General features: G+C 60.1%; 18 protein-coding genes and 3 tRNA genes. 7 read left to right on the top strand and 14 right to left on the bottom strand.

Going from position 1 to position 17,241, the window contains the following annotated elements:
* Positions 1–253: 253 nt before the first annotated feature.
* Genes AADV58_RS11615 through AADV58_RS11605 form a run of 3 tightly spaced genes read left to right on the top strand, consistent with a single transcriptional unit; the run spans position 254 to position 3,499 of the window.
* A complete protein-coding gene (locus AADV58_RS11615; protein WP_341743268.1) occupies positions 254–1,645 on the top strand; it encodes a HAMP domain-containing sensor histidine kinase in 1,392 nt (463 codons plus the stop codon).
* Positions 1,635–2,126 (top strand): permease, encoded by a 492-nt coding sequence (locus AADV58_RS11610; RefSeq protein ID WP_341743267.1) that lies wholly within the window; start codon positions 1,635–1,637, stop codon positions 2,124–2,126. The genes AADV58_RS11615 and AADV58_RS11610 overlap by 11 nt, the downstream gene beginning before the upstream one ends.
* Complete coding sequence (locus tag AADV58_RS11605) at positions 2,123–3,499, top strand: sigma 54-interacting transcriptional regulator (protein ID WP_341743266.1); 1,377 nt, start codon at positions 2,123–2,125, stop codon at positions 3,497–3,499. Before AADV58_RS11610 ends, AADV58_RS11605 begins: the two co-directional genes overlap by 4 nt.
* A gap of 68 nt (positions 3,500–3,567) precedes the next feature.
* On the opposite strand, the gene AADV58_RS11600 is transcribed toward AADV58_RS11605, so the two are convergent.
* The 8 genes from AADV58_RS11600 to tig form a co-directional block, all read right to left on the bottom strand.
* Positions 3,568–3,644: transfer RNA gene (locus tag AADV58_RS11600), tRNA-Arg, on the bottom strand.
* Positions 3,645–3,694: 50 nt separating this feature from the next.
* Positions 3,695–3,771 (bottom strand) — tRNA-Arg (locus tag AADV58_RS11595).
* A gap of 101 nt (positions 3,772–3,872) precedes the next feature.
* Positions 3,873–3,948: transfer RNA gene (locus AADV58_RS11590), tRNA-Val, on the bottom strand.
* A 33-nt stretch (positions 3,949–3,981) separates the two neighbouring features.
* On the bottom strand, positions 3,982–4,254 hold the full coding sequence (locus AADV58_RS11585) for an HU family DNA-binding protein (RefSeq protein WP_028995053.1): 273 nt from the start codon (positions 4,252–4,254) through the stop codon (positions 3,982–3,984).
* A 163-nt stretch (positions 4,255–4,417) separates the two neighbouring features.
* A complete protein-coding gene (lon, locus tag AADV58_RS11580) occupies positions 4,418–6,832 on the bottom strand; it encodes an endopeptidase La (RefSeq protein ID WP_028995054.1) in 2,415 nt (804 codons plus the stop codon).
* 70 nt (positions 6,833–6,902) lie between these two features.
* On the bottom strand, positions 6,903–8,165 hold the full coding sequence (gene clpX, locus AADV58_RS11575) for an ATP-dependent Clp protease ATP-binding subunit ClpX (RefSeq protein ID WP_341743265.1): 1,263 nt from the start codon (positions 8,163–8,165) through the stop codon (positions 6,903–6,905).
* 14 nt (positions 8,166–8,179) lie between these two features.
* Positions 8,180–8,809 (bottom strand): ATP-dependent Clp endopeptidase proteolytic subunit ClpP, encoded by a 630-nt coding sequence (clpP, locus tag AADV58_RS11570; RefSeq protein WP_028995056.1) that lies wholly within the window; start codon positions 8,807–8,809, stop codon positions 8,180–8,182.
* A gap of 57 nt (positions 8,810–8,866) precedes the next feature.
* The gene (gene tig, locus AADV58_RS11565) at positions 8,867–10,171 is read right to left on the bottom strand and encodes a trigger factor (RefSeq protein ID WP_341743264.1); all 1,305 of its coding nucleotides are present in this window, start codon (positions 10,169–10,171) and stop codon (positions 8,867–8,869) included.
* A gap of 340 nt (positions 10,172–10,511) precedes the next feature.
* Here tig and AADV58_RS11560 point away from each other — a divergent pair, with 340 nt between their 5' ends.
* The 4 genes from AADV58_RS11560 (at position 10,512) to AADV58_RS11545 (ending at position 14,371) form a co-directional block, all read left to right on the top strand.
* Positions 10,512–11,588 (top strand): site-specific integrase, encoded by a 1,077-nt coding sequence (locus AADV58_RS11560; protein WP_341743263.1) that lies wholly within the window; start codon positions 10,512–10,514, stop codon positions 11,586–11,588.
* A 285-nt stretch (positions 11,589–11,873) separates the two neighbouring features.
* The gene (locus tag AADV58_RS11555) at positions 11,874–12,659 is read left to right on the top strand and encodes a hypothetical protein (protein WP_341743262.1); all 786 of its coding nucleotides are present in this window, start codon (positions 11,874–11,876) and stop codon (positions 12,657–12,659) included.
* 28 nt (positions 12,660–12,687) lie between these two features.
* Positions 12,688–13,089 (top strand): hypothetical protein, encoded by a 402-nt coding sequence (locus AADV58_RS11550; RefSeq protein WP_341743261.1) that lies wholly within the window; start codon positions 12,688–12,690, stop codon positions 13,087–13,089.
* Between the two features lie 187 nt (positions 13,090–13,276).
* Positions 13,277–14,371 (top strand): type I restriction endonuclease, encoded by a 1,095-nt coding sequence (locus AADV58_RS11545; RefSeq protein ID WP_341743260.1) that lies wholly within the window; start codon positions 13,277–13,279, stop codon positions 14,369–14,371.
* Between the two features lie 49 nt (positions 14,372–14,420).
* Here AADV58_RS11545 and AADV58_RS11540 read toward each other — a convergent pair whose 3' ends face one another.
* The 6 genes from AADV58_RS11540 to AADV58_RS11515 form a co-directional block, all read right to left on the bottom strand.
* The gene (locus AADV58_RS11540; protein WP_341743259.1) at positions 14,421–14,573 is read right to left on the bottom strand and encodes a hypothetical protein; all 153 of its coding nucleotides are present in this window, start codon (positions 14,571–14,573) and stop codon (positions 14,421–14,423) included.
* A gap of 2 nt (positions 14,574–14,575) precedes the next feature.
* Positions 14,576–14,815 (bottom strand): hypothetical protein, encoded by a 240-nt coding sequence (locus tag AADV58_RS11535; protein ID WP_341743258.1) that lies wholly within the window; start codon positions 14,813–14,815, stop codon positions 14,576–14,578.
* A gap of 12 nt (positions 14,816–14,827) precedes the next feature.
* Positions 14,828–15,448, bottom strand: coding sequence for a hypothetical protein (locus tag AADV58_RS11530; protein WP_341743257.1), 621 nt, complete (start codon positions 15,446–15,448; stop codon positions 14,828–14,830).
* Between the two features lie 161 nt (positions 15,449–15,609).
* A complete protein-coding gene (locus AADV58_RS11525; RefSeq protein WP_341743256.1) occupies positions 15,610–15,807 on the bottom strand; it encodes a hypothetical protein in 198 nt (65 codons plus the stop codon).
* A 43-nt stretch (positions 15,808–15,850) separates the two neighbouring features.
* The gene (locus AADV58_RS11520; protein WP_341743255.1) at positions 15,851–16,186 is read right to left on the bottom strand and encodes a hypothetical protein; all 336 of its coding nucleotides are present in this window, start codon (positions 16,184–16,186) and stop codon (positions 15,851–15,853) included.
* Positions 16,187–16,635: 449 nt separating this feature from the next.
* Positions 16,636–17,238 carry a hypothetical protein gene (locus tag AADV58_RS11515; RefSeq protein WP_341742873.1) on the bottom strand — a complete coding sequence of 201 codons (603 nt, stop codon included), beginning with the start codon at positions 17,236–17,238 and terminating at the stop codon, positions 16,636–16,638.
* Positions 17,239–17,241: the final 3 nt, after the last annotated feature.

The following is a 17,241-nucleotide window of genomic DNA, read 5'->3' as shown; positions in this document are numbered from 1 at the left end:
TTGACGCCGGCAAGACATAGCGATATGCGTGCCACAAATGAAAAGACATTAATAAACAATGAACTGAGAATGGCTCGGTGCGTATTTCAGCGACTTCTGTCGCCAATACCCGACACTTATTTGGCCGGGCCGCGCAGACCCGCCTGGCAAGCCGGCGTAGAATGTCGTTCGTTGGCGACAGATCGCTTAAGCAGATGATTTGTCGTTGTTATTGCGTTTGATTAATTTCATTGTCATTGACTCTGGAGTCTCGGTGTCCCTGTCATTTCGCCACGGCATGCTGGCCGGTGTCCTGTTGATCGTTAGCTTGCTCGGCGGTGTCGCCGCCCATGGCTGGTGGCTGCTGGAGGGCTTGGTCGGCCAGAGTCGGGAGAGCAACCAGCACGCGCTCAAGCTGACCGCCGTCGTCCAGGCGCTGGCCGAGCGTACCGTCGACATGGAGCGCAGCGCCCGCCAGTATCTGGTGCTCGGCGATCCGGTCTTGCGCGAACGTTTTGACGAGCATCATGCGCAATCGCTGGCGCTACTCGGGCAGATCGATCTGCCTGAACTGAGCGAATCGGCGATGGCCTGGCGCCAGCTTGCCGGGCAACTGCATGACGGATTGGCACAGGGGCAATCCGCCGAGGAGTTACAGCCCTTGCTGGCCGAGCTGGGCGCCTTGAACGAGGACATCCGCCGCCGCAGCCAGCGCTGGATCGAAGCCAGCAATGCGCGTCTGCTCGACGAACTGGAGCGCCAGCGCGGGCAACTGCAGCAGCGACTATTGTTGGCGCTGGGAGGCGCGCTGATTGCCGCGCTGCTGATGACCTGGTGGCTGATCCGCCCGGTCCGTCAGCTGGAAACAGCGATAGGCCGGCTCGGCGGCAAGGACTTCAGGGAACAAGTCGTCGTCGAAGGACCGGCCGACCTGCGCCGGCTTGGCCAGAAGCTCGACGACCTGCGCCAGCGTCTGGCTGAACTGGAGGCCGACCGCGAACGCAAGCTGCGCCACGTATCGCACGAACTGAAGACCCCGCTGGCTGCCCTCAAGGAAGGCGTCGCGCTGCTCGCCGAAGAGGTTCCCGGGCCCTTGTCGGCGACCCAGCGTGAAGTGGTCGATATCCTCGACCACAAGGTCGGCAGCCTGCAACGCCAGATCGAAAGCCTGCTGATGCTCAACGCCGCTGCCTACGAAGCGCGCCAGCTGGATGTCGCCCAGGTCAGTCCCGGTCAATTGCTGGCCGACGCTGCCGGGCGTCACGCACTTGCCGCCCAGGCGCGGCAAGTGCGCATCGTTGTTGAGGCCGGGGAGGGCATGGCCAGGCTGGATGCCGGCAAGCTGGCGGTAATCCTCGACAACCTGCTGGCCAATGCCATCGACTTCAGCCCGGACGGGGCAACGATCCGCCTGTGCGCCGTATCGACACCCACGGGCTGGCAGATCGACTGTATCGACCAAGGCCCCGGTATTGCCCCCGAAGATCTCCGGCGAATTTTCGAACCCTTCGTCCAGGGCCGACGTCAGGCGCCCGTCCCGCGTCAGGGCAGCGGTGTCGGTCTGTCGATTGTGCGCGAGCTGGTCGGCGCCATGGGCGGGCGCGTCGATCTCCTGCCGGGCGAAACCGGCGCCCATTTCCGAGTGGAGTTGAACCATGCCCGTTAGGCAATTGTGCTTTCTATCGCTGATCAGCCTGCTGCTCGGCGCCTGTGCCGTCACGCCGCCAGCCGGCGGGGCGCAAGGCGCGCTGGCCTTCCAGCGCACCTTGGCCGGGCTCGATAGCCTCGAACTGGCCCGCACCCGGGGCCAGCTTGCCGCCCAGCCGGGCAATGCAGATGCCCAGATCCGGCTGGCCCTGCTGCTGGCCCAGAGCAAAACCGGCAACGGCGATCTGGCCAAGGCGCAGGCGGTGCTCGACCACCTGCTCAAGGCGAACGACGAGGCCGCCCAGGCGCTGCATCCGCTGGCCCGGCTGCTCGCCGAGCATCTGGCCGAACGGCAGCGCCTGGAAAGCCAGATCGAGCGCCAGGGCGCGCAACTCAAGGACAGTCAGCGCAAGGTCCAGGAACTGCAGGAAAAGATCGACCGCCTCGCCGAAATCGAACGCAGCCTGCCCAGTGCAGCCCGGCCGGGAGTGCGCCCATGAAAGCCCTGAACGCCAACGTCGCCCACATCCTGATCATCGATGACGACGAAGACATCCGCCGTCTGCTGACCATGCGCCTGCAGGCCCGGGGCTTTCGCGTCACCCAGGCGGTTTCGGCCGAACAGGGGCTGGCCTGTATCGCCGTCGACACCCCACGTCTGGTCATCAGCGACATCCGCCTGCCTGGACGTGACGGCATGTCGCTGTTCGAGGAACTGCATCACACCCGGCCCAGCCTGCCGGTGATCCTGCTCACCGCCCACGGCACCATTCCCGACGCCGTTGCCGCCACCTCGCGCGGCGTTTTCGGCTACCTGACCAAACCCTTCGACAGCCAGACCCTGATGGCCCGCATCGATCAGGCGCTGCTCATCTCGGCCGGCGACGACCGGCCGGGCGGCGAGCAGGCCGACGCCAGCTGGTGCGAAGGCGTGATCCATCGCAGCACCTGCATGGCCGAGCTGCTGGCCGACGCCCGCATGCTCGCCCTGTCCGACGCCAGCATCCTGATTCGCGGTGAAAGCGGCACCGGCAAGGAAGTGCTGGCGCGCGCCATTCACCGGGCCAGCCAGCGTGCCGGCGGCCCCTTCATCGCCATCAATTGCGGGGCCATTCCCGAACAACTGCTCGAATCCGAACTGTTCGGCCACGTTCGCGGCGCCTTCACCGGTGCCGCTGCCGCCCGCAACGGCCTGATCCAGGCCGCCAACGGCGGCACACTCTTTCTCGATGAAATCGGCGACATGCCGCTGTCGCTCCAGGTCAAGCTGCTGCGCGTGCTGCAGGAACGTGCCGTCCGCCCGCTGGGCGCCACCCGTTCGGAAGCCGTGGATATCCGCCTGCTGTCGGCCACCCATCGCGACCTGGAGGCCGCCATGGCCCAGGGGCAGTTCCGTGAAGACCTCTATTACCGGCTCGACGTCGTCTCGCTGACCCTGCCCAGGCTGGACGCGCGTCGTGAAGACATCCCGCTGCTTGCTGCCCACTTCCTGCGTCAGCTCGGCGCCAAGTACGGCAAGCCGATCAGCGGCTTTGCTCCGGATGCGCTGGAAGCCCTGGCCACCGCCGGCTGGCCGGGCAACGTCCGGCAACTCTTCAACGTCGTCGAACAATGCTGCGCCCTGACCTCGACGCCGCTGATTCCGGCCTCGCTGGTCCAGCGCGCGCTGCGCGCCCCGGCCATGGATGCCCTGAGCTACAACGAAGCCAAGCAACGCTTCGAACGCGACTACCTGGTCCGCCTGCTCAAGCTGACCCAGGGCAACGTCGCCGACGCCGCGCGGATCGCCGAACGCAACCGTACCGAGTTCTACCGGCTGCTGCAGAAATACGATCTGGCACCGGCCATGTTCAGGGCGGCGGAAGAAGGCTAGGGCAGGGGAGCAGAATTTGCGGACGAAAAAAAAGCACCGCAAGGTGCTTTCTTCTGCCTGAGATCGACTGGCGCGCCCGGAGCGATTCGAACGCCCGACCCTCTGGTTCGTAGCCAGATACTCTATCCAACTGAGCTACGGGCGCGCTGTCTGTACAAGCAAGGAAAATCCCAAAAGGAAGTTCCGGTTTCTGAATGGCGCGCCCGGAGCGATTCGAACGCCCGACCCTCTGGTTCGTAGCCAGATACTCTATCCAACTGAGCTACGGGCGCGCTGTCAGAGCCGCGCATTATACGGGCCTTGCCAGAGATTGCAAGGGGTTTCGGGAAAATAGGGGAAATAAAAAACCCCGCCGGAGCGGGGTTTTGGAATTTGGTGGGTGCTGACGGGGTCGAACCGCCGACATTCGCCTTGTAAGGGCGACGCTCTACCAACTGAGCTAAGCACCCATCTGCGGCCAGCGCAGAAGGAGCGGCATTATATCAGTTAACGGCGTCCTTGAGGCCCTTGCCGGCGCGGAATTTCGGAGACTTGGCAGCCTTGATTTCCAGGGTCTTGCCGGTGCGCGGGTTGCGACCGGTGCGGGCAGCGCGCTCGCCGACGTAGAAGGTGCCGAAACCGATCAGGTTAACGCTGTCGCCAGCCTTGAGGGCACCCTTGATGGCTTCAACAGCAGCGTCCAGCGCGCGGCCGGCAGCAGCCTTGGAAATGTCAGCCGAGGTGGCGATCTGATCGATCAGTTCAGTCTTGTTCATGTAAGTCCCCTGAGATAGGTTTGGAGTGGTGAAAAATCTGGTGAGGGGCGATTTATAGCGCCCCCGAAATCCTTGTGTCAAGCGGATTTTGAGCCGATTTCGGCGGCTCTCCAGGCTGCTTGCGGATGCCGTTGGCAAGACAACAGCATCCGCGCCTTTGAAATCAATGGGTAAGCAGCGTGTTTTTCACCGATTCCTCGTTTTGCGTTGCCAGTTCAGGCGCGCTCGGGGCAAGCTCCGGCAGGGGCTCCGGGACGCTTTCCAGGGCCCGTTCGAGGACCTGATCGATCCATTTCACCGGCACGATCTCGATGCGATTCTTGAGATTTTCCGGCATTTCGGTCAGATCCTTGACGTTCTCTTCCGGGATCAGCGCCGTCTTCAGACCGCCGCGCACGGCAGCCAGCAGCTTCTCCTTGAGACCGCCGATGGCCAGCACCTCACCGCGCAGGGTGATCTCGCCGGTCATGCACACGTCGCAACGCACAGGAATGCCCGTGTAGGACGAAACCAGGGCGGTGGTCATGGCGATACCTGCCGACGGGCCGTCCTTGGGCGTAGCGCCCTCAGGAACGTGGATGTGGATGTCGGTCTTCTCGAAGACTTCGTCCTTGATCCCCAGGCGGCGGGCACGGGCACGCACGACCGAGCGGGCGGCTTCGACCGATTCCTTCATCACGTCGCCCAGCGAGCCGGTACGCACGATGTTGCCCTTGCCCGGCATGTTGGCGCATTCGATGGTCAGCAGCTCGCCGCCGACCTCGGTCCACGCCAGACCGGTGACCTGGCCGACCTGGTTTTCCTTTTCCGCCATGCCGAAGCTGTAGCGGCGCACGCCCAGGTACTTGTCGAGGTTGCGCGAATTGACCGTCATCTTGCTTTCGCGGGCCTTGAGCACCAGCGTCTTGACGACCTTGCGGCAGATCTTCGAGATTTCGCGCTCCAGCGCCCGCACGCCGGCTTCCCGGGTGTAGTAGCGGACGATGTCGCGAATCGCGCTCTCGGCGACGACCAGTTCGGTCTTCTTGACGCCGTTGTTCTTCATCTGCTTCGGCAGCAGGTAGCGCATCGCGATGTTGACCTTCTCGTCCTCGGTATAGCCGGACAGGCGGATGACTTCCATCCGGTCGAGCAGCGGGGCAGGGATGTTCAGCGTGTTCGCGGTGGCCACGAACATCACGTCGGAAAGATCGAAATCGACCTCGACGTAATGATCCTGGAAGGTGTTGTTCTGTTCCGGATCGAGCACTTCGAGCAGCGCTGACGACGGATCGCCACGGAAATCCTGGCCGAGCTTGTCGACTTCGTCGAGCAGGAACAGCGGATTGCGCACGCCGACCTTGGTCAGGCTGGTCAGGATTTTGCCCGGCATCGAGCCGATGTAGGTACGGCGGTGGCCGCGGATTTCGGCTTCGTCACGGACGCCGCCGAGCGCCATGCGCACGAACTTGCGGTTGGTCGCCTTGGCGATCGACTGGCCGAGCGAGGTCTTGCCGACACCCGGGGGGCCGACCAGGCACAGGATCGGCGCCTTGACCTTGTCCACGCGCTGTTGCACGGCAAGATACTCGACGATGCGTTCCTTGACCTTCTCCAGGCCGAAATGGTCGCTGTCGAGAATCTTCTCGGCGGCGCGCAGATCCTTGCTGATGCGCGTCTTCTTGCGCCACGGCAGGCCGATCAGCGTTTCGATGAAATTGCGCACGACGGTGGCCTCGGCCGACATCGGCGACATCAGGCGCAGCTTCTTCAGCTCGCCCTGCGCCTTAGCCAGACCTTCCTTGCTCATGCCGGCAGCGGCAATCTTCTTGTCCAGCTCTTCCAGGTCGGCGCCTTCTTCACCTTCGCCAAGTTCCTTTTGGATCGCCTTGACCTGTTCGTTCAGGTAATACTCGCGCTGGCTCTTCTCCATCTGGCGCTTGACGCGGCCACGGATGCGCTTTTCCACCTGCAGGATGTCGATTTCCGCTTCCAGCTGCGAGAGCAGGCGCTCGATGCGTTCGCGGACGTTGTCCATCTCCAGCACTTCCTGCTTCTGCTCGATCTTGAGCGGCAGGTGGGCGGCGATGGTGTCGGCCAGGCGGCCGGCGTCCTCGATGCCGGTGATCGACGACAGCACTTCCGGCGGAATCTTCTTGTTCAGTTTGACGAACTGGTCGAACTGGGCGACCACGGCGCGGCGCATCGCCTCGATCTCGTGATCCTCGGCACCGGTCTGGGCCAGCGGGGCGGCGGTTGCCATGAACACCGCCGACTGCACGTCGATGGCCTCGATGCGGGCGCGTTGCGTGCCTTCGACCAGCACCTTGACGGTGCCGTCGGGCAGCTTGAGCATCTGCAGGATGTTGGCCATGCAGCCGATGCGGTACAGATCATCGGCTTCCGGCTCGTCCTTGGCAGCCGACTTCTGGGCCACCAGCATGATCTGCTTGCTGGTCTCCATGGCCATTTCGAGGGCCTTGATCGACTTGGGGCGGCCGACGAAGAGAGGAATGACCATGTGCGGAAACACCACCACATCGCGCAGCGGCAGCAGCGGCAATTCGAGGGTTTCCGGGAGCGTGTTGGGGTTCGACATCAGTCTGCCTTTGAAATAGGTATGTGCCCCCTAGCTGGGGGCGAAAAACCGGATTTCAAGAACCCCCGGCTCAGTTCGAGCCGGAGACCTTGGGCTGGTCGGCGTAGATCAGCAACGGCGGGGTATCGCCGGTAATCATGTTCTCGTCGATCACGACCTTTTCGACATTCTCCATGCCCGGGAGTTCGTACATCACGTCGAGCAGGGCGTGTTCCATGATCGAGCGCAGGCCGCGCGCGCCGGTCTTGCGCTCCAGCGCCTTCTTGGCGATGGCGGAGAGGGCGGACGGGCGGATTTCGAGCTCGACTTCTTCCATGCCGAACAGCTTCTGGTACTGCTTGACCAGGGCGTTCTTGGGTTCGGTCAGAATCTGGACGAGGGCATCCTCTTCCAGCTCCTGCAGCGTGGCGACCACCGGCAGGCGGCCGATCAGTTCCGGAATCAGGCCGAACTTGATCAGATCCTCGGGCTCGGTATCGAGCAGGATCTTGCCGACTTCCTTGCCGTCGTCCTTGCTCTTGACCTCGGCACCGAAGCCGATGCCGCCGCGTTCCGAGCGGTTGCGGATGACCTTTTCCAGGCCGGCAAAGGCGCCGCCGCAGATGAACAGGATGTTGGTGGTATCGACCTGGACGAAGTCCTGGTTCGGATGCTTGCGCCCGCCCTGCGGCGGAATCGAGGCGGTGGTGCCTTCGATCAGCTTGAGCAGCGCCTGCTGCACGCCTTCGCCCGACACATCGCGGGTGATCGACGGGTTGTCTGACTTGCGCGAAATCTTGTCGATTTCGTCGATGTAGACGATGCCCTGCTGGGCCTTCTCGACATCGTAGTCGCACTTCTGCAGCAGCTTCTGGATGATGTTCTCGACGTCCTCGCCGACATAGCCGGCTTCGGTCAGCGTGGTGGCATCGGCCATCACGAAGGGCACGTTGAGCATGCGTGCCAGCGTCTGGGCGAGCAGGGTCTTGCCGGAGCCGGTCGGGCCGATCAGCAGGATGTTGCTCTTGGCCAGCTCCACGTCGCCGGTATTCTTGGACGTGTGGCGCAGGCGCTTGTAATGGTTGTACACCGCAACCGCCAGGATGCGCTTGGCAACCTCCTGGCCGATCACGTACTGGTCGAGGATGGCGCTGATTTCGCGCGGCGTCGGCAGGTCGGAACGACCGGCCTTGGCCGCTTCTTCCGGCAGTTCGTCGCGGACGATGTCATTGCACAGGGCGATGCACTCGTCGCAGATGAACACCGACGGGCCGGCGATCAGCTTTTTGACTTCATGCTGGCTCTTGCCGCAAAACGAGCAATACAGCAGCTTTTCCTGGCCGTCCTTCGACATCCGATTCTCCTCGATCAAGCCGCTTCGCGGCGGGTCAGCACCTTGTCAATCAAACCATATTCCATGGCCTCGGTCGAGGACATGAAATTGTCGCGGTCGGTGTCCTTCTCCAGGCGCTCCAGCGGCTGGCCGGTATGCTCGGCCATGATCCGGTTGAGCTTGTCCTTGATCGACAGGATTTCCTTGGCATGGATCGCGAAATCCGACGCCTGGCCCTGGAAGCCGCCCAGCGGCTGGTGGATCATCACACGCGAATTCGGTAGCGCGAAACGCTTCCCTTTGGTGCCTGCGCACAAAAGGAAGGCACCCATCGAAGCCGCCTGGCCGATACACAGCGTCGACACATTCGGCTTGATGAACTGCATGGTGTCGTAGATCGACATCCCGGCAGTCACCGAACCGCCGGGGGAGTTGATGTAGAAATAGATGTCCTTGTCCGGATTCTCGGCCTCAAGGAACAGCAACTGGGCAACCACCAGGTTGGCGCTGGCATCGTTGACCGGGCCAACAAGAAAAATCACCCGCTCCTTCAACAGGCGCGAATAGATGTCGTACGCGCGTTCGCCGCGTCCGCTCTGTTCCACCACCATCGGGACCAGGCCCAGAGCCTGCGGATCCCAGTTGCTTGCGTTGTCGATAATCATGTTGGCCCTTTGTTGTTGCATTCAATACGCTTGTCGGATTCCTGACGAAAAACCGGCTTACTGCTGCTGGTTCATCAGTTCATCAAACACGGCGGCCTTGTCGGTCACCTTGGCCTTGCCCAGCACCCACTCAACCACGTTGGCTTCGATCGCCACACCCTCGACATCGCTCAGGCGCTGCGGTTGGGCGTAATACCAGCGGATCACTTCTTCCGGCTGCTCGTAGCTGGCGGCCATGTCTTCGACCAAGCCGCGAACCTGTTCCGGCGATGCCTGAAGGTTTTCCGTCTTCACCACCTCAGCAAGGATCAGGCCAAGCGTCACGCGGCGCTTTGCCTGCTCGGCAAACCATTCCGGCTGCAGCGGCATGTCCTTGACCTTCATGCCACGCTGTTCCATATCCTGGCGGGCAGATTGCATCAGGCGCTGGATTTCCATATCGACCAGCGAGGCCGGGATGGCAATCGGGTTGGCCTTGATCAGGGCTTCCATGACCTGGTCCTTGACCTTGGCTTCGATGCGGCGCTTCACTTCACGCTTCAGGTTGGCTTCGACTTCGGCGCGCATCTTTTCCACGTCGCCATCGACCACACCCATCATCTTGGCGAAATCGGCATCGACATCCGGCAGACGCGGGGCCTGAACCTGCTTGACGGTGATTTCGAACTGGACGGTCTGACCGGCCAGATCCTTGGCGTGGTAATCCTCCGGGAAGGTCAGGTCGAAGGTCTTGCTCTCGCCAGCCTTGGCGCCTTCAACGGCGTTCTCGAAATCCGGCAGCATCATGCCCTGGCCGAGCACGAACGGGTAATCGGTGGCCGAACCGCCCTGGAAGGCAACGCCATCCTTCTTGCCGGTGAAGTCGATCACCACGCGGTCTTCCTTGGCCGCGCCACGGTCGGCGCTGTCGTAACGGACGCGCTGCTTGCGCAGGATGTCCAGGGTCTTGTCCACTTCAGCGGCGCTGATTTCCAGCGTCGGACGCTCGATCTCGGCCGACGACAGATCACCCGGAACGAATTCCGGATACACCTCGAAAACCGCCGTGAATTCCATGTGCGTGGTGCTCTCGGAAGCCTTCGGCTCGAGACGCGGGTAACCGGCAACGTGCAGCTTCTGGGCGGTCACGGCCTCGCCGAAAGCGCGATCCAGCTGCTCCGACAGCACTTCGTGACGCGCCTGGTCGCCATACTGCTGCTTGATCATCGCAAACGGCACCTTGCCCGGGCGGAAACCCGGCACCTTCATATTGCGGCCCATGCGGCGCAGGCGGGGTTCCATTTCCTTCTCGACATCGGCAATAGCGATGGAGAGATCAATGCGACGTTCGAGTTCGTTGGCTTGTGCGGTAGTTGCTTCCATGAAAATTCCTTGTGCTTAAGGCGCCGAAAAATAAAGCTGGCAATCATAACACGGCGAGCCAGCCGCAACGACAGGCCGGCAAGCTGCATTGTCAGACAGGAAAAGGCAGTACGGGGGGCAGTACGCCGGAAATGAAAAACCCCGCACAACGCGAGTTGTACGGGGCTTTGAATTCTGGGGCGACTGATGGGGCTCGAACCCACGACAACCGGAATCACAATCCAAAATTCTAGGCGGCTTGAAACCGTTATATAATGGCGCTTTGCGGCGTTTTGTGTCTCCGAAAAATCAATTTCGGGGACAAAACGGGGACACTCAGATTTATTTCGAGGGCGGCGAGATGGCGACATTTGAACAACGCGCAAGCGGCTGGTGGCAAGCGAAAGTGCGGCGGCGGGGTCTGCCGGTGCAGTCAAAAACGTTCGAACGAAAGGGCGATGCGGAGGCCTGGGCCCGGGATGTTGAGAATCAGATTGATCGCGGGGTGTTTGTCTCGCGCAGCGAGGCGGAAAACACGACGCTGAGTGATGCGTTGGCTCGCTATGAGCGCGAAGTGACGCCAGGCAAAAAAGGCGCCGCGCAAGAAAAGTACAGGATCAAAGCGCTGCGAGAGAATCCGCTGGCGGCTCGTATGTTGGCGACGATTCGGGGCGCAGATATCGCCGCGCTTCGTGACGCGGAAACGGCGCGGGGGCTGGCGGCGTCGTCAGTGACAAAGCTGCTCGCGCTGCTGTCGCATCTTTTTGAGACTGCGCGGAAAGAATGGGGGATCGAAGTCGAAAACCCCGTCGCGAAGATCAAAAAGCCAAAGGTTGAAAATGCCCGCGAGCGCCGGCTGTCGCCGGCTGAGTGGGATTATCTACTCGCCGCGCTGGATGAGCCAGGCGACGCGGTTAAGACAAAAGACAAAGACCGCCGCAACGAACAGACGCCGAAAATTGTGCGCTGGGCGGTCGAGACGGCCATGCGCCAGGGCGAAATACTGGCGCTGGACTGGAAAAACGTGGATCTGAAAAAACGGATTGCGCATTTGCCGGACACAAAAAACGGCACGTCGCGGACGGTGCCGCTTTCGCGTGCCGCTGTCGCGCTTCTCGCGCCGGCTGCCGGTGTCCAGCAGCTGCCGCGCGGCAAGGTTTTCCCGACGACGGCGAGCGCGCTCAAGCAGTCGTTTACGCGCGCTGTCGCGCGGGGCCGGCGGCTGTATCTGGCTGACTGCGAGAAGGCCAGCACAGAGCCGGCGGAAGGGTTTCTTGAGGGCCTGACGTTCCATGATCTGCGACACGAAGCGACCAGCAGGCTGGCGGAAAAGCTGCAGATGCATGAGCTCATGAAAGTGACGGGGCACAAAGACACGAGGATGTTAGCGCGGTATTACCATCCGCGCGCCGAGGATCTGGCGAAGAAGCTGGGGTGAGACCTGCACTGCCGGCGCTTATCAATCTATCGTGCGGAGTTGCAAATTTGATCAATCCGATGGTACATTTAGTACGTACATAGCGTAGTTAATAGACCATGAAACTCTCGGCTTCCAAGCTTGCTCACGAAGACAAAGCGCTCGCTGCTGCCAAGCGGGAGCAGCAGGCGCGTTCGCGCGCATTGGTTGAGTCTGGTCAGCGCTCTCAAGAGAGCATGTTTTTTATCTCTCCTGCACTTGCCAAGTCGGCAATAGTTCAGCATCGCGTCCTTAGCTTCTAGCGCATTGACTGCCGAAGTAGAGGTCAGCATCCCTAAAGAGCTGCTGACAAAAATTCTTAAAAGCGTTACCCCTGAAGCAGTTCTTGTAGGAGGCCAATCGTTAGCCTTCTGGGTATCGTACTATGGCATACAGCTGCCTGAAGAATTTCAAGTTGGTGCCATCAGCGATGATGCTGACTTTCTGGGAGGCCGGGCCGATTTAGCCGCTATTGCAAAGAGCGTGGCCAGCACCCCGGAGTACACCTCTCTGAAGGTCATTTCTTCTTTGGTTGGCCAAGTAAAAATTCCTGTTTCTAAGCTTGAGTACGTGAACGTGGATGTTCTTCACAAGCTTGTTGGCCTTAACTCCGGCGACGTTCGCGAGCGGGCGACTCGCGTGACTGTGGACAACGTCGATTTTCTTGTAATGCACCCCTTCGATGTTTTTGTAAGTCGGATTGAAAATCTCGCGGTCCTCGCTGAGAAGCAAAATTCACAGGGTGTGGAGCAAGCAAAACTCGGCGTTTTAGTTGCCCGTCACTTCATTGAAGAGATCGCAAGAAATCCAGATAACGGACAGAAGCATGCGCTGCGCTTAATAGAGCGGGTGGTTAAATTGGCCAAAAAAGGGCACGGCCGAAAAGTGACGCGCGATTTCGGAATTGACTTCAGGGGAGCTGTGCCGGGTTACTCAATAACCTCCGAGAAGTTCAAAGAAATTCGCTATCCACAAATTCTGGCTGAGCTTCGGCCGGTTGCGTCTGGCTCCGTCGACGTCATTACCCGCGCGGCATTCCCGTCGGCGGGCTGAGGATTTGGCGAAAAAGCTGGGGCGAGTGATGGAACGAGTTTTTGTATTAGAGGCGGCGTTGCCCGATTTGGCGTGGTTGGACGTAGGCAAGCTTGAAAAAATGTGGCGCCGGGATAGTCTTTATCTGCCCGGCCCGGTGGCTATCGAGCGGGGCGCCTGGTTTGATTTTGATGATAATGGGCGGCCGCTGTTCATGCCGGCGCTCGGCCACATCGAATTTGGCCGTGGGTTTTTTGGGTCGCCCGCCCTTGTTATTTCAGGTGGGCGACACAGAACAAGATGGCTGATTGAGCGCGGAGTCAAGGAAATCCCAATTTCATTCGACTTTTCGCGCAGGGACACGCTGTCTGCATTGTCAAAAGGCCTTATTCGCAGACACGAAAACAGGAATGCGTTCGATATTGATTGCGCGCCAATTCGCCCTGGCTAATAGCTCAAATGCGCCGTCACGCTTAGCCCAACGAGCGCGACTACCCACAAATTTTGGTTTTTTCGATGCCCTCGCGCTTGGCGCGTGGCGGGCGCTCGCGTAGCGCTGGTTTCCTTCCAATTCCTCGGCGAGGCCGCCATTGACGATGCGGCTGTTGTATCATGGATGAATAACTAGGAGGGTAATTATGGCTATGGACTTCATTGATCAATTGCGGGCGCTTGCCTCCAGAATCGAAAGCAACAAAGACCTGATCCAAACCGAAGAGGCGACAAAAACGGCGATGATCATGCCGTTTATCCAGCTGCTCGGTTACAACGTCTTTGATCCCACCGAAGTGACGCCGGAACTGGTAGCTGACGTTGGCACCAAGAAGGGCGAGAAAGTTGATTACGCGATCCTGAAAGACGGGAAGCCGATTATTCTTTTTGAATGCAAGAAGTGCGGCGGTGACTTGAGCAACAATCACGCGGGCCAACTGTTTCGCTACTTCCATGTCACCGACGCCAGGTTTGGGGTCTTGACCAACGGTCTGACTTATCGCTTCTTCACGGATTTGGATCAGCCGAACAAGATGGACGAAAAGCCGTTCCTTGAGTTCAACATGCTGGACTTCAAGGATCAGGAAGTCGAAGAACTGAAAAAGTTTGCGAAGGTGGCGTTTGATGTCGATTCAATTCTGACGACAGCCAACGATCTGAAGTACACGCGAGCCATTCGGAATCTACTGGCAGAGTGGATGGCCAACCCGTCTGAAGACTTTGTGAAGCTAGTTTCGGCGGATCTGCTGCCTGGAAAGCGCTTCACCCCTGCGCTCAAAGAACAGTTCACGCAGATTACCAAGCGCGCATTTCAGCAATTGATCAGTTCCCGCATCAATGATCGCTTGCGGGAGGCTATGTCTCCTGAGATGCCAGCCGCTGCCCCGGCAGCGCAAAGCCCGATCGATACGCCCGTGGCGCAAGAAGCCGAAACGCAGGGGCCCGCCATCGAAACCACCCTGGAAGAGATCGAAGGCTTCCATATTGTTCGCGCGATACTGCGCGAACTTGTTCCTTCCAAGCGAGTTGTCATGCGGGATGCGCAAAGCTATTGCGCCGTTCTTTTTGATGACAACAATCGCAAACCTATCTGCCGGCTGCGCTTCAACAACCCGCAGCGCCTGGTGCTTGGGTTAATGAACGGCAAAGAAGAAGAAAAGGTTGCAATCGCTGATCTGGATGAAATCTACAATTTCGCTGATCGCTTAAAAGCTACTGCATCTGCTTATATTGCTGAATGAATGCACCTCTAAAGCCCCGGAATCCGGGGCTTTTTGCTTATGGAAACGATCAGTAGCTCAAATGCGCCGTCACGCCCAGGCCGATCAGCGCCAGCGCCCACAAAAACAGCTTCACGAGCAGGCTTGCAAGCCAGTTGCCCAGGCGCCAGCCGATCGCGCCGCCGACGCCGTAGGCAAAGCCGGATTTGATTTTTTGCCACATGTTCAAGCTCCCGTTCTGACGAGTACGAAATAGGGCTCCCAGACCTCCTCTCCGGCGCAGTATGCGTCCCAGGCCGGCGTTCCCATCGTCGGGCTGGTGCAAGGCCGCGTCGTACGCCGCCAGCGCAGCCCTAAGCCCTTCGGTGGGGCCGGTTCTGCGAGCGTGTCGCAGCAGGCATAGAGCCCGTCTTTGCCGCGCGTGTATTCAGTTGCTTCCGGATTGATTTTTGCGGGGTTTTCCATCTTCAAGCTCCTTTATTCAGCAAGGCCGGCGGCGACGCCGCGGCGGTACTCGTCGTTTTCCTCGCCGGCCGCGCTGCGCAAGGTTTCGTACAACTCTGCAAGCTCGCGTCGGTGTTGTGCGATGAGCTCTGTCACATTGGCAATTACCCGCGCGCGGAACCCTTCTGGCCCGCCCGCCGCAGCCTCTTCGGCAGCTGCTGCAGCTCGGTCGCGGTCAAAAGCCCAGGCGGCAGTGACTACGTCGCCGCGGCCAAAATTCGCTTCAGCGGACCAATAGCAGCGGCCATTTCCGGAAGTGTCTGAGTACTGCAGTCGCAACTGAACTTCGCCGACTTGCGCCGTTTCTTCAGGTGGCCAGCCAGGGAAGCGTTCGGTTTTTTTCCACTCGACTGCAGGAGCAGTCGCGCGGTCTGCAAAGTGCCACTTCTCGAGTAATTCGACGACTTCGCTGGTCAATTGCTGCTGAGAGACAGCCTCGGCGTGCTCTGTTGTGAACAGCTTTTTGTGAATGTCTGCGAGGATGCTGGTCAGCTCATCGCGGAGCGACGATGCTTCACGGTCGGTGACAGTCTCGCCAGCGCGAAGAGCGTTGAGCGTGGCGTTTGCGCGGCTAGAGAACATTGCCTTTTGCATTTCAAATCTCCCAAATTTCTTTACGTGCTACCGGCGGTTCCGGTGGCGGTTGGATGTCGCCGCCCCACATTTCGACAGCCAGGACGGCGGTGTAGACGAGGACGGCGAGGTATTTCATGGCAACCCCCTAGGTAGGAAGCCTTGAGCGGGGCAATATTGTTTTACTGATTGCAGTAGGCATCCCAAAGGCGCCTCATAATTTCAGATGCTTCGGCGCTGCTGCTGGTCCATTCGCCATTAATGTAGTTGCCGGTACTGCGCCCAACCGTGGCGGTATGTCCTTGAGCGTTGAGCCAAGCCGAGAACTGCTCAGCTTCCGTGGTGTCGGCGGCGATTTCGACGGCATAGGTAGTAGTCATTTTGAAACTCCTTCGGTTGGTTTAAGAATTCGGAACTACGCAGTTATGCTGCGGCTCGGTCATTGCTCAGCGCGTTGAGACTGAGCAGGATCGGCAGGCCGGCAAATGCCTTGCAGCCGATCGCCAGGGCGTCGAGGTTGTCGTAATAGCGCCCGCCGCCGACATGGAAGCGGCCCAGGGCCTTGCGGTGGCTCGACACCCACCAGCTGCCGCCGGTGGTCGCGTTGGCGGTGTAGATCACGCCTCGGCGCTCGGTGGTGTAGTACGTCACGCCATCAATCGTTTCGGCAGTGATCTCCTTGCTGTTACAAGTGATCTGGATTGCTGCATCCCCTACGTTGCTTTTGATGTTGTTTGCCGGTTGCTGAAAATTGCGCATGTGATTACTCCTTTTGTGATCCGTCTTGCTTGCAGTGCCCCATGCCGTCCAGGACTACGGGGGTTTAAGCGGCTGGCAAGGGTGAAACCGGAAGCCGCAGCGGCTTTTTTGCGGCGGGTTACCAGCAAAAAAACGAACGGGTGAGGATTTCAGGCGCAAAGCGCCGGCCCTTGCCTGACGCGGCCCCCGTGGTACAGGTCGGCGGAAATGGGGCCCTGCATGCGCTTAAGACGGTCTCAAAAGCAGTGGCGCGCAATCGAAGCGGCTTCCGGCAAACAAAAGCCCGGCTCGCCGGGCGACTGATTGACCGGCCGCAGGCCGGGAAGGGGCTTGCCCCTATGAGCGCGGGGACCGCGCAAGGGGCAGCGGGCAAAGGGGCCTGTCCCGCAGGGATAGCCCGGAGGGCTACCCCGGCAGCACGCGGTGCCGGCTTGCCGGCAGCCCCGGGGTCACTTGCCGGGAATGACTTTTTTGGCTGCAGCAGCGGCACGGCCGAGGTCGACGGAAGGTGAAAACCCGCCAAAAATCCCTCGAACGATGCCCGGTAGCTGCATGATCACAAGCAGCATGACGGTCATTACAACAGTAATCCCGAGCATCGCGCCGAGAACAAGAGTAAATTCCGGCTCGCGATCTGCTGCCCAAGCGGCCAGCATTTTTGTCTGCGTCGCGCTAACTGCGCCGGCCAGCGCCCCGCCTGAGCCCAGCACGATTTCGAGGAAAAATCCGACAACAGCTTTGATGAGGACGGCGCTAAGCCCGGTGCCGATTGCATTCATCGTCCACGATTTATTGATCGGCCAAAAAGCCAGGCAGATTGGCATCAGGAGCGCGCACACGACGAGCGTCACGTCAGCGAGGATCGGCACGACTGTGACAGCGACAGTCATCAGCGCGCCGACGGTTAGCACGAGGCCGACGCCCATGTAAATGACTAGCCAGTTCCCCAGCGCGGTCAACGCATCAACGATCGGCTGCACAAATGCATGGGCGTTTGCACTGGCGGGCAAGAGCAGCAGCGGGAAAATGTATTTTGCATTTTTCTTGATCACGAT

The organism is Azonexus hydrophilus (assembly GCF_038368255.1).
GTDB classification, from domain to species: Bacteria; Pseudomonadota; Gammaproteobacteria; order Burkholderiales; family Rhodocyclaceae; genus Azonexus; species Azonexus hydrophilus.
Note: the sequence above shows the minus strand (reverse complement) of the source record. Positions and strands in the feature narration are given on the sequence as shown.

What these genes read in the sequence shown, in the direction of transcription:
- AADV58_RS11610 (WP_341743267.1), top strand. Translation starts at nt 1,635, where the DNA reads ATGCCCGTTAGGCAATTGTGCTTTCTATCGCTGATCAGCCTGCTGCTC.
- AADV58_RS11605 (WP_341743266.1), top strand. Translation starts at nt 2,123, where the DNA reads ATGAAAGCCCTGAACGCCAACGTCGCCCACATCCTGATCATCGATGAC.
- AADV58_RS11585 (WP_028995053.1), bottom strand. Translation starts at nt 4,254, where the DNA reads ATGAACAAGACTGAACTGATCGATCAGATCGCCACCTCGGCTGACATT.
- lon (WP_028995054.1), bottom strand. Translation starts at nt 6,832, where the DNA reads ATGTCGAACCCCAACACGCTCCCGGAAACCCTCGAATTGCCGCTGCTG.
- clpX (WP_341743265.1), bottom strand. Translation starts at nt 8,165, where the DNA reads ATGTCGAAGGACGGCCAGGAAAAGCTGCTGTATTGCTCGTTTTGCGGC.
- clpP (WP_028995056.1), bottom strand. Translation starts at nt 8,809, where the DNA reads ATGATTATCGACAACGCAAGCAACTGGGATCCGCAGGCTCTGGGCCTG.
- tig (WP_341743264.1), bottom strand. Translation starts at nt 10,171, where the DNA reads ATGGAAGCAACTACCGCACAAGCCAACGAACTCGAACGTCGCATTGAT.
- AADV58_RS11560 (WP_341743263.1), top strand. Translation starts at nt 10,512, where the DNA reads ATGGCGACATTTGAACAACGCGCAAGCGGCTGGTGGCAAGCGAAAGTG.
- AADV58_RS11550 (WP_341743261.1), top strand. Translation starts at nt 12,688, where the DNA reads ATGGAACGAGTTTTTGTATTAGAGGCGGCGTTGCCCGATTTGGCGTGG.
- AADV58_RS11545 (WP_341743260.1), top strand. Translation starts at nt 13,277, where the DNA reads ATGGCTATGGACTTCATTGATCAATTGCGGGCGCTTGCCTCCAGAATC.
- AADV58_RS11540 (WP_341743259.1), bottom strand. Translation starts at nt 14,573, where the DNA reads ATGTGGCAAAAAATCAAATCCGGCTTTGCCTACGGCGTCGGCGGCGCG.
- AADV58_RS11535 (WP_341743258.1), bottom strand. Translation starts at nt 14,815, where the DNA reads ATGGAAAACCCCGCAAAAATCAATCCGGAAGCAACTGAATACACGCGC.
- AADV58_RS11530 (WP_341743257.1), bottom strand. Translation starts at nt 15,448, where the DNA reads ATGCAAAAGGCAATGTTCTCTAGCCGCGCAAACGCCACGCTCAACGCT.
- AADV58_RS11525 (WP_341743256.1), bottom strand. Translation starts at nt 15,807, where the DNA reads ATGACTACTACCTATGCCGTCGAAATCGCCGCCGACACCACGGAAGCT.
- AADV58_RS11520 (WP_341743255.1), bottom strand. Translation starts at nt 16,186, where the DNA reads ATGCGCAATTTTCAGCAACCGGCAAACAACATCAAAAGCAACGTAGGG.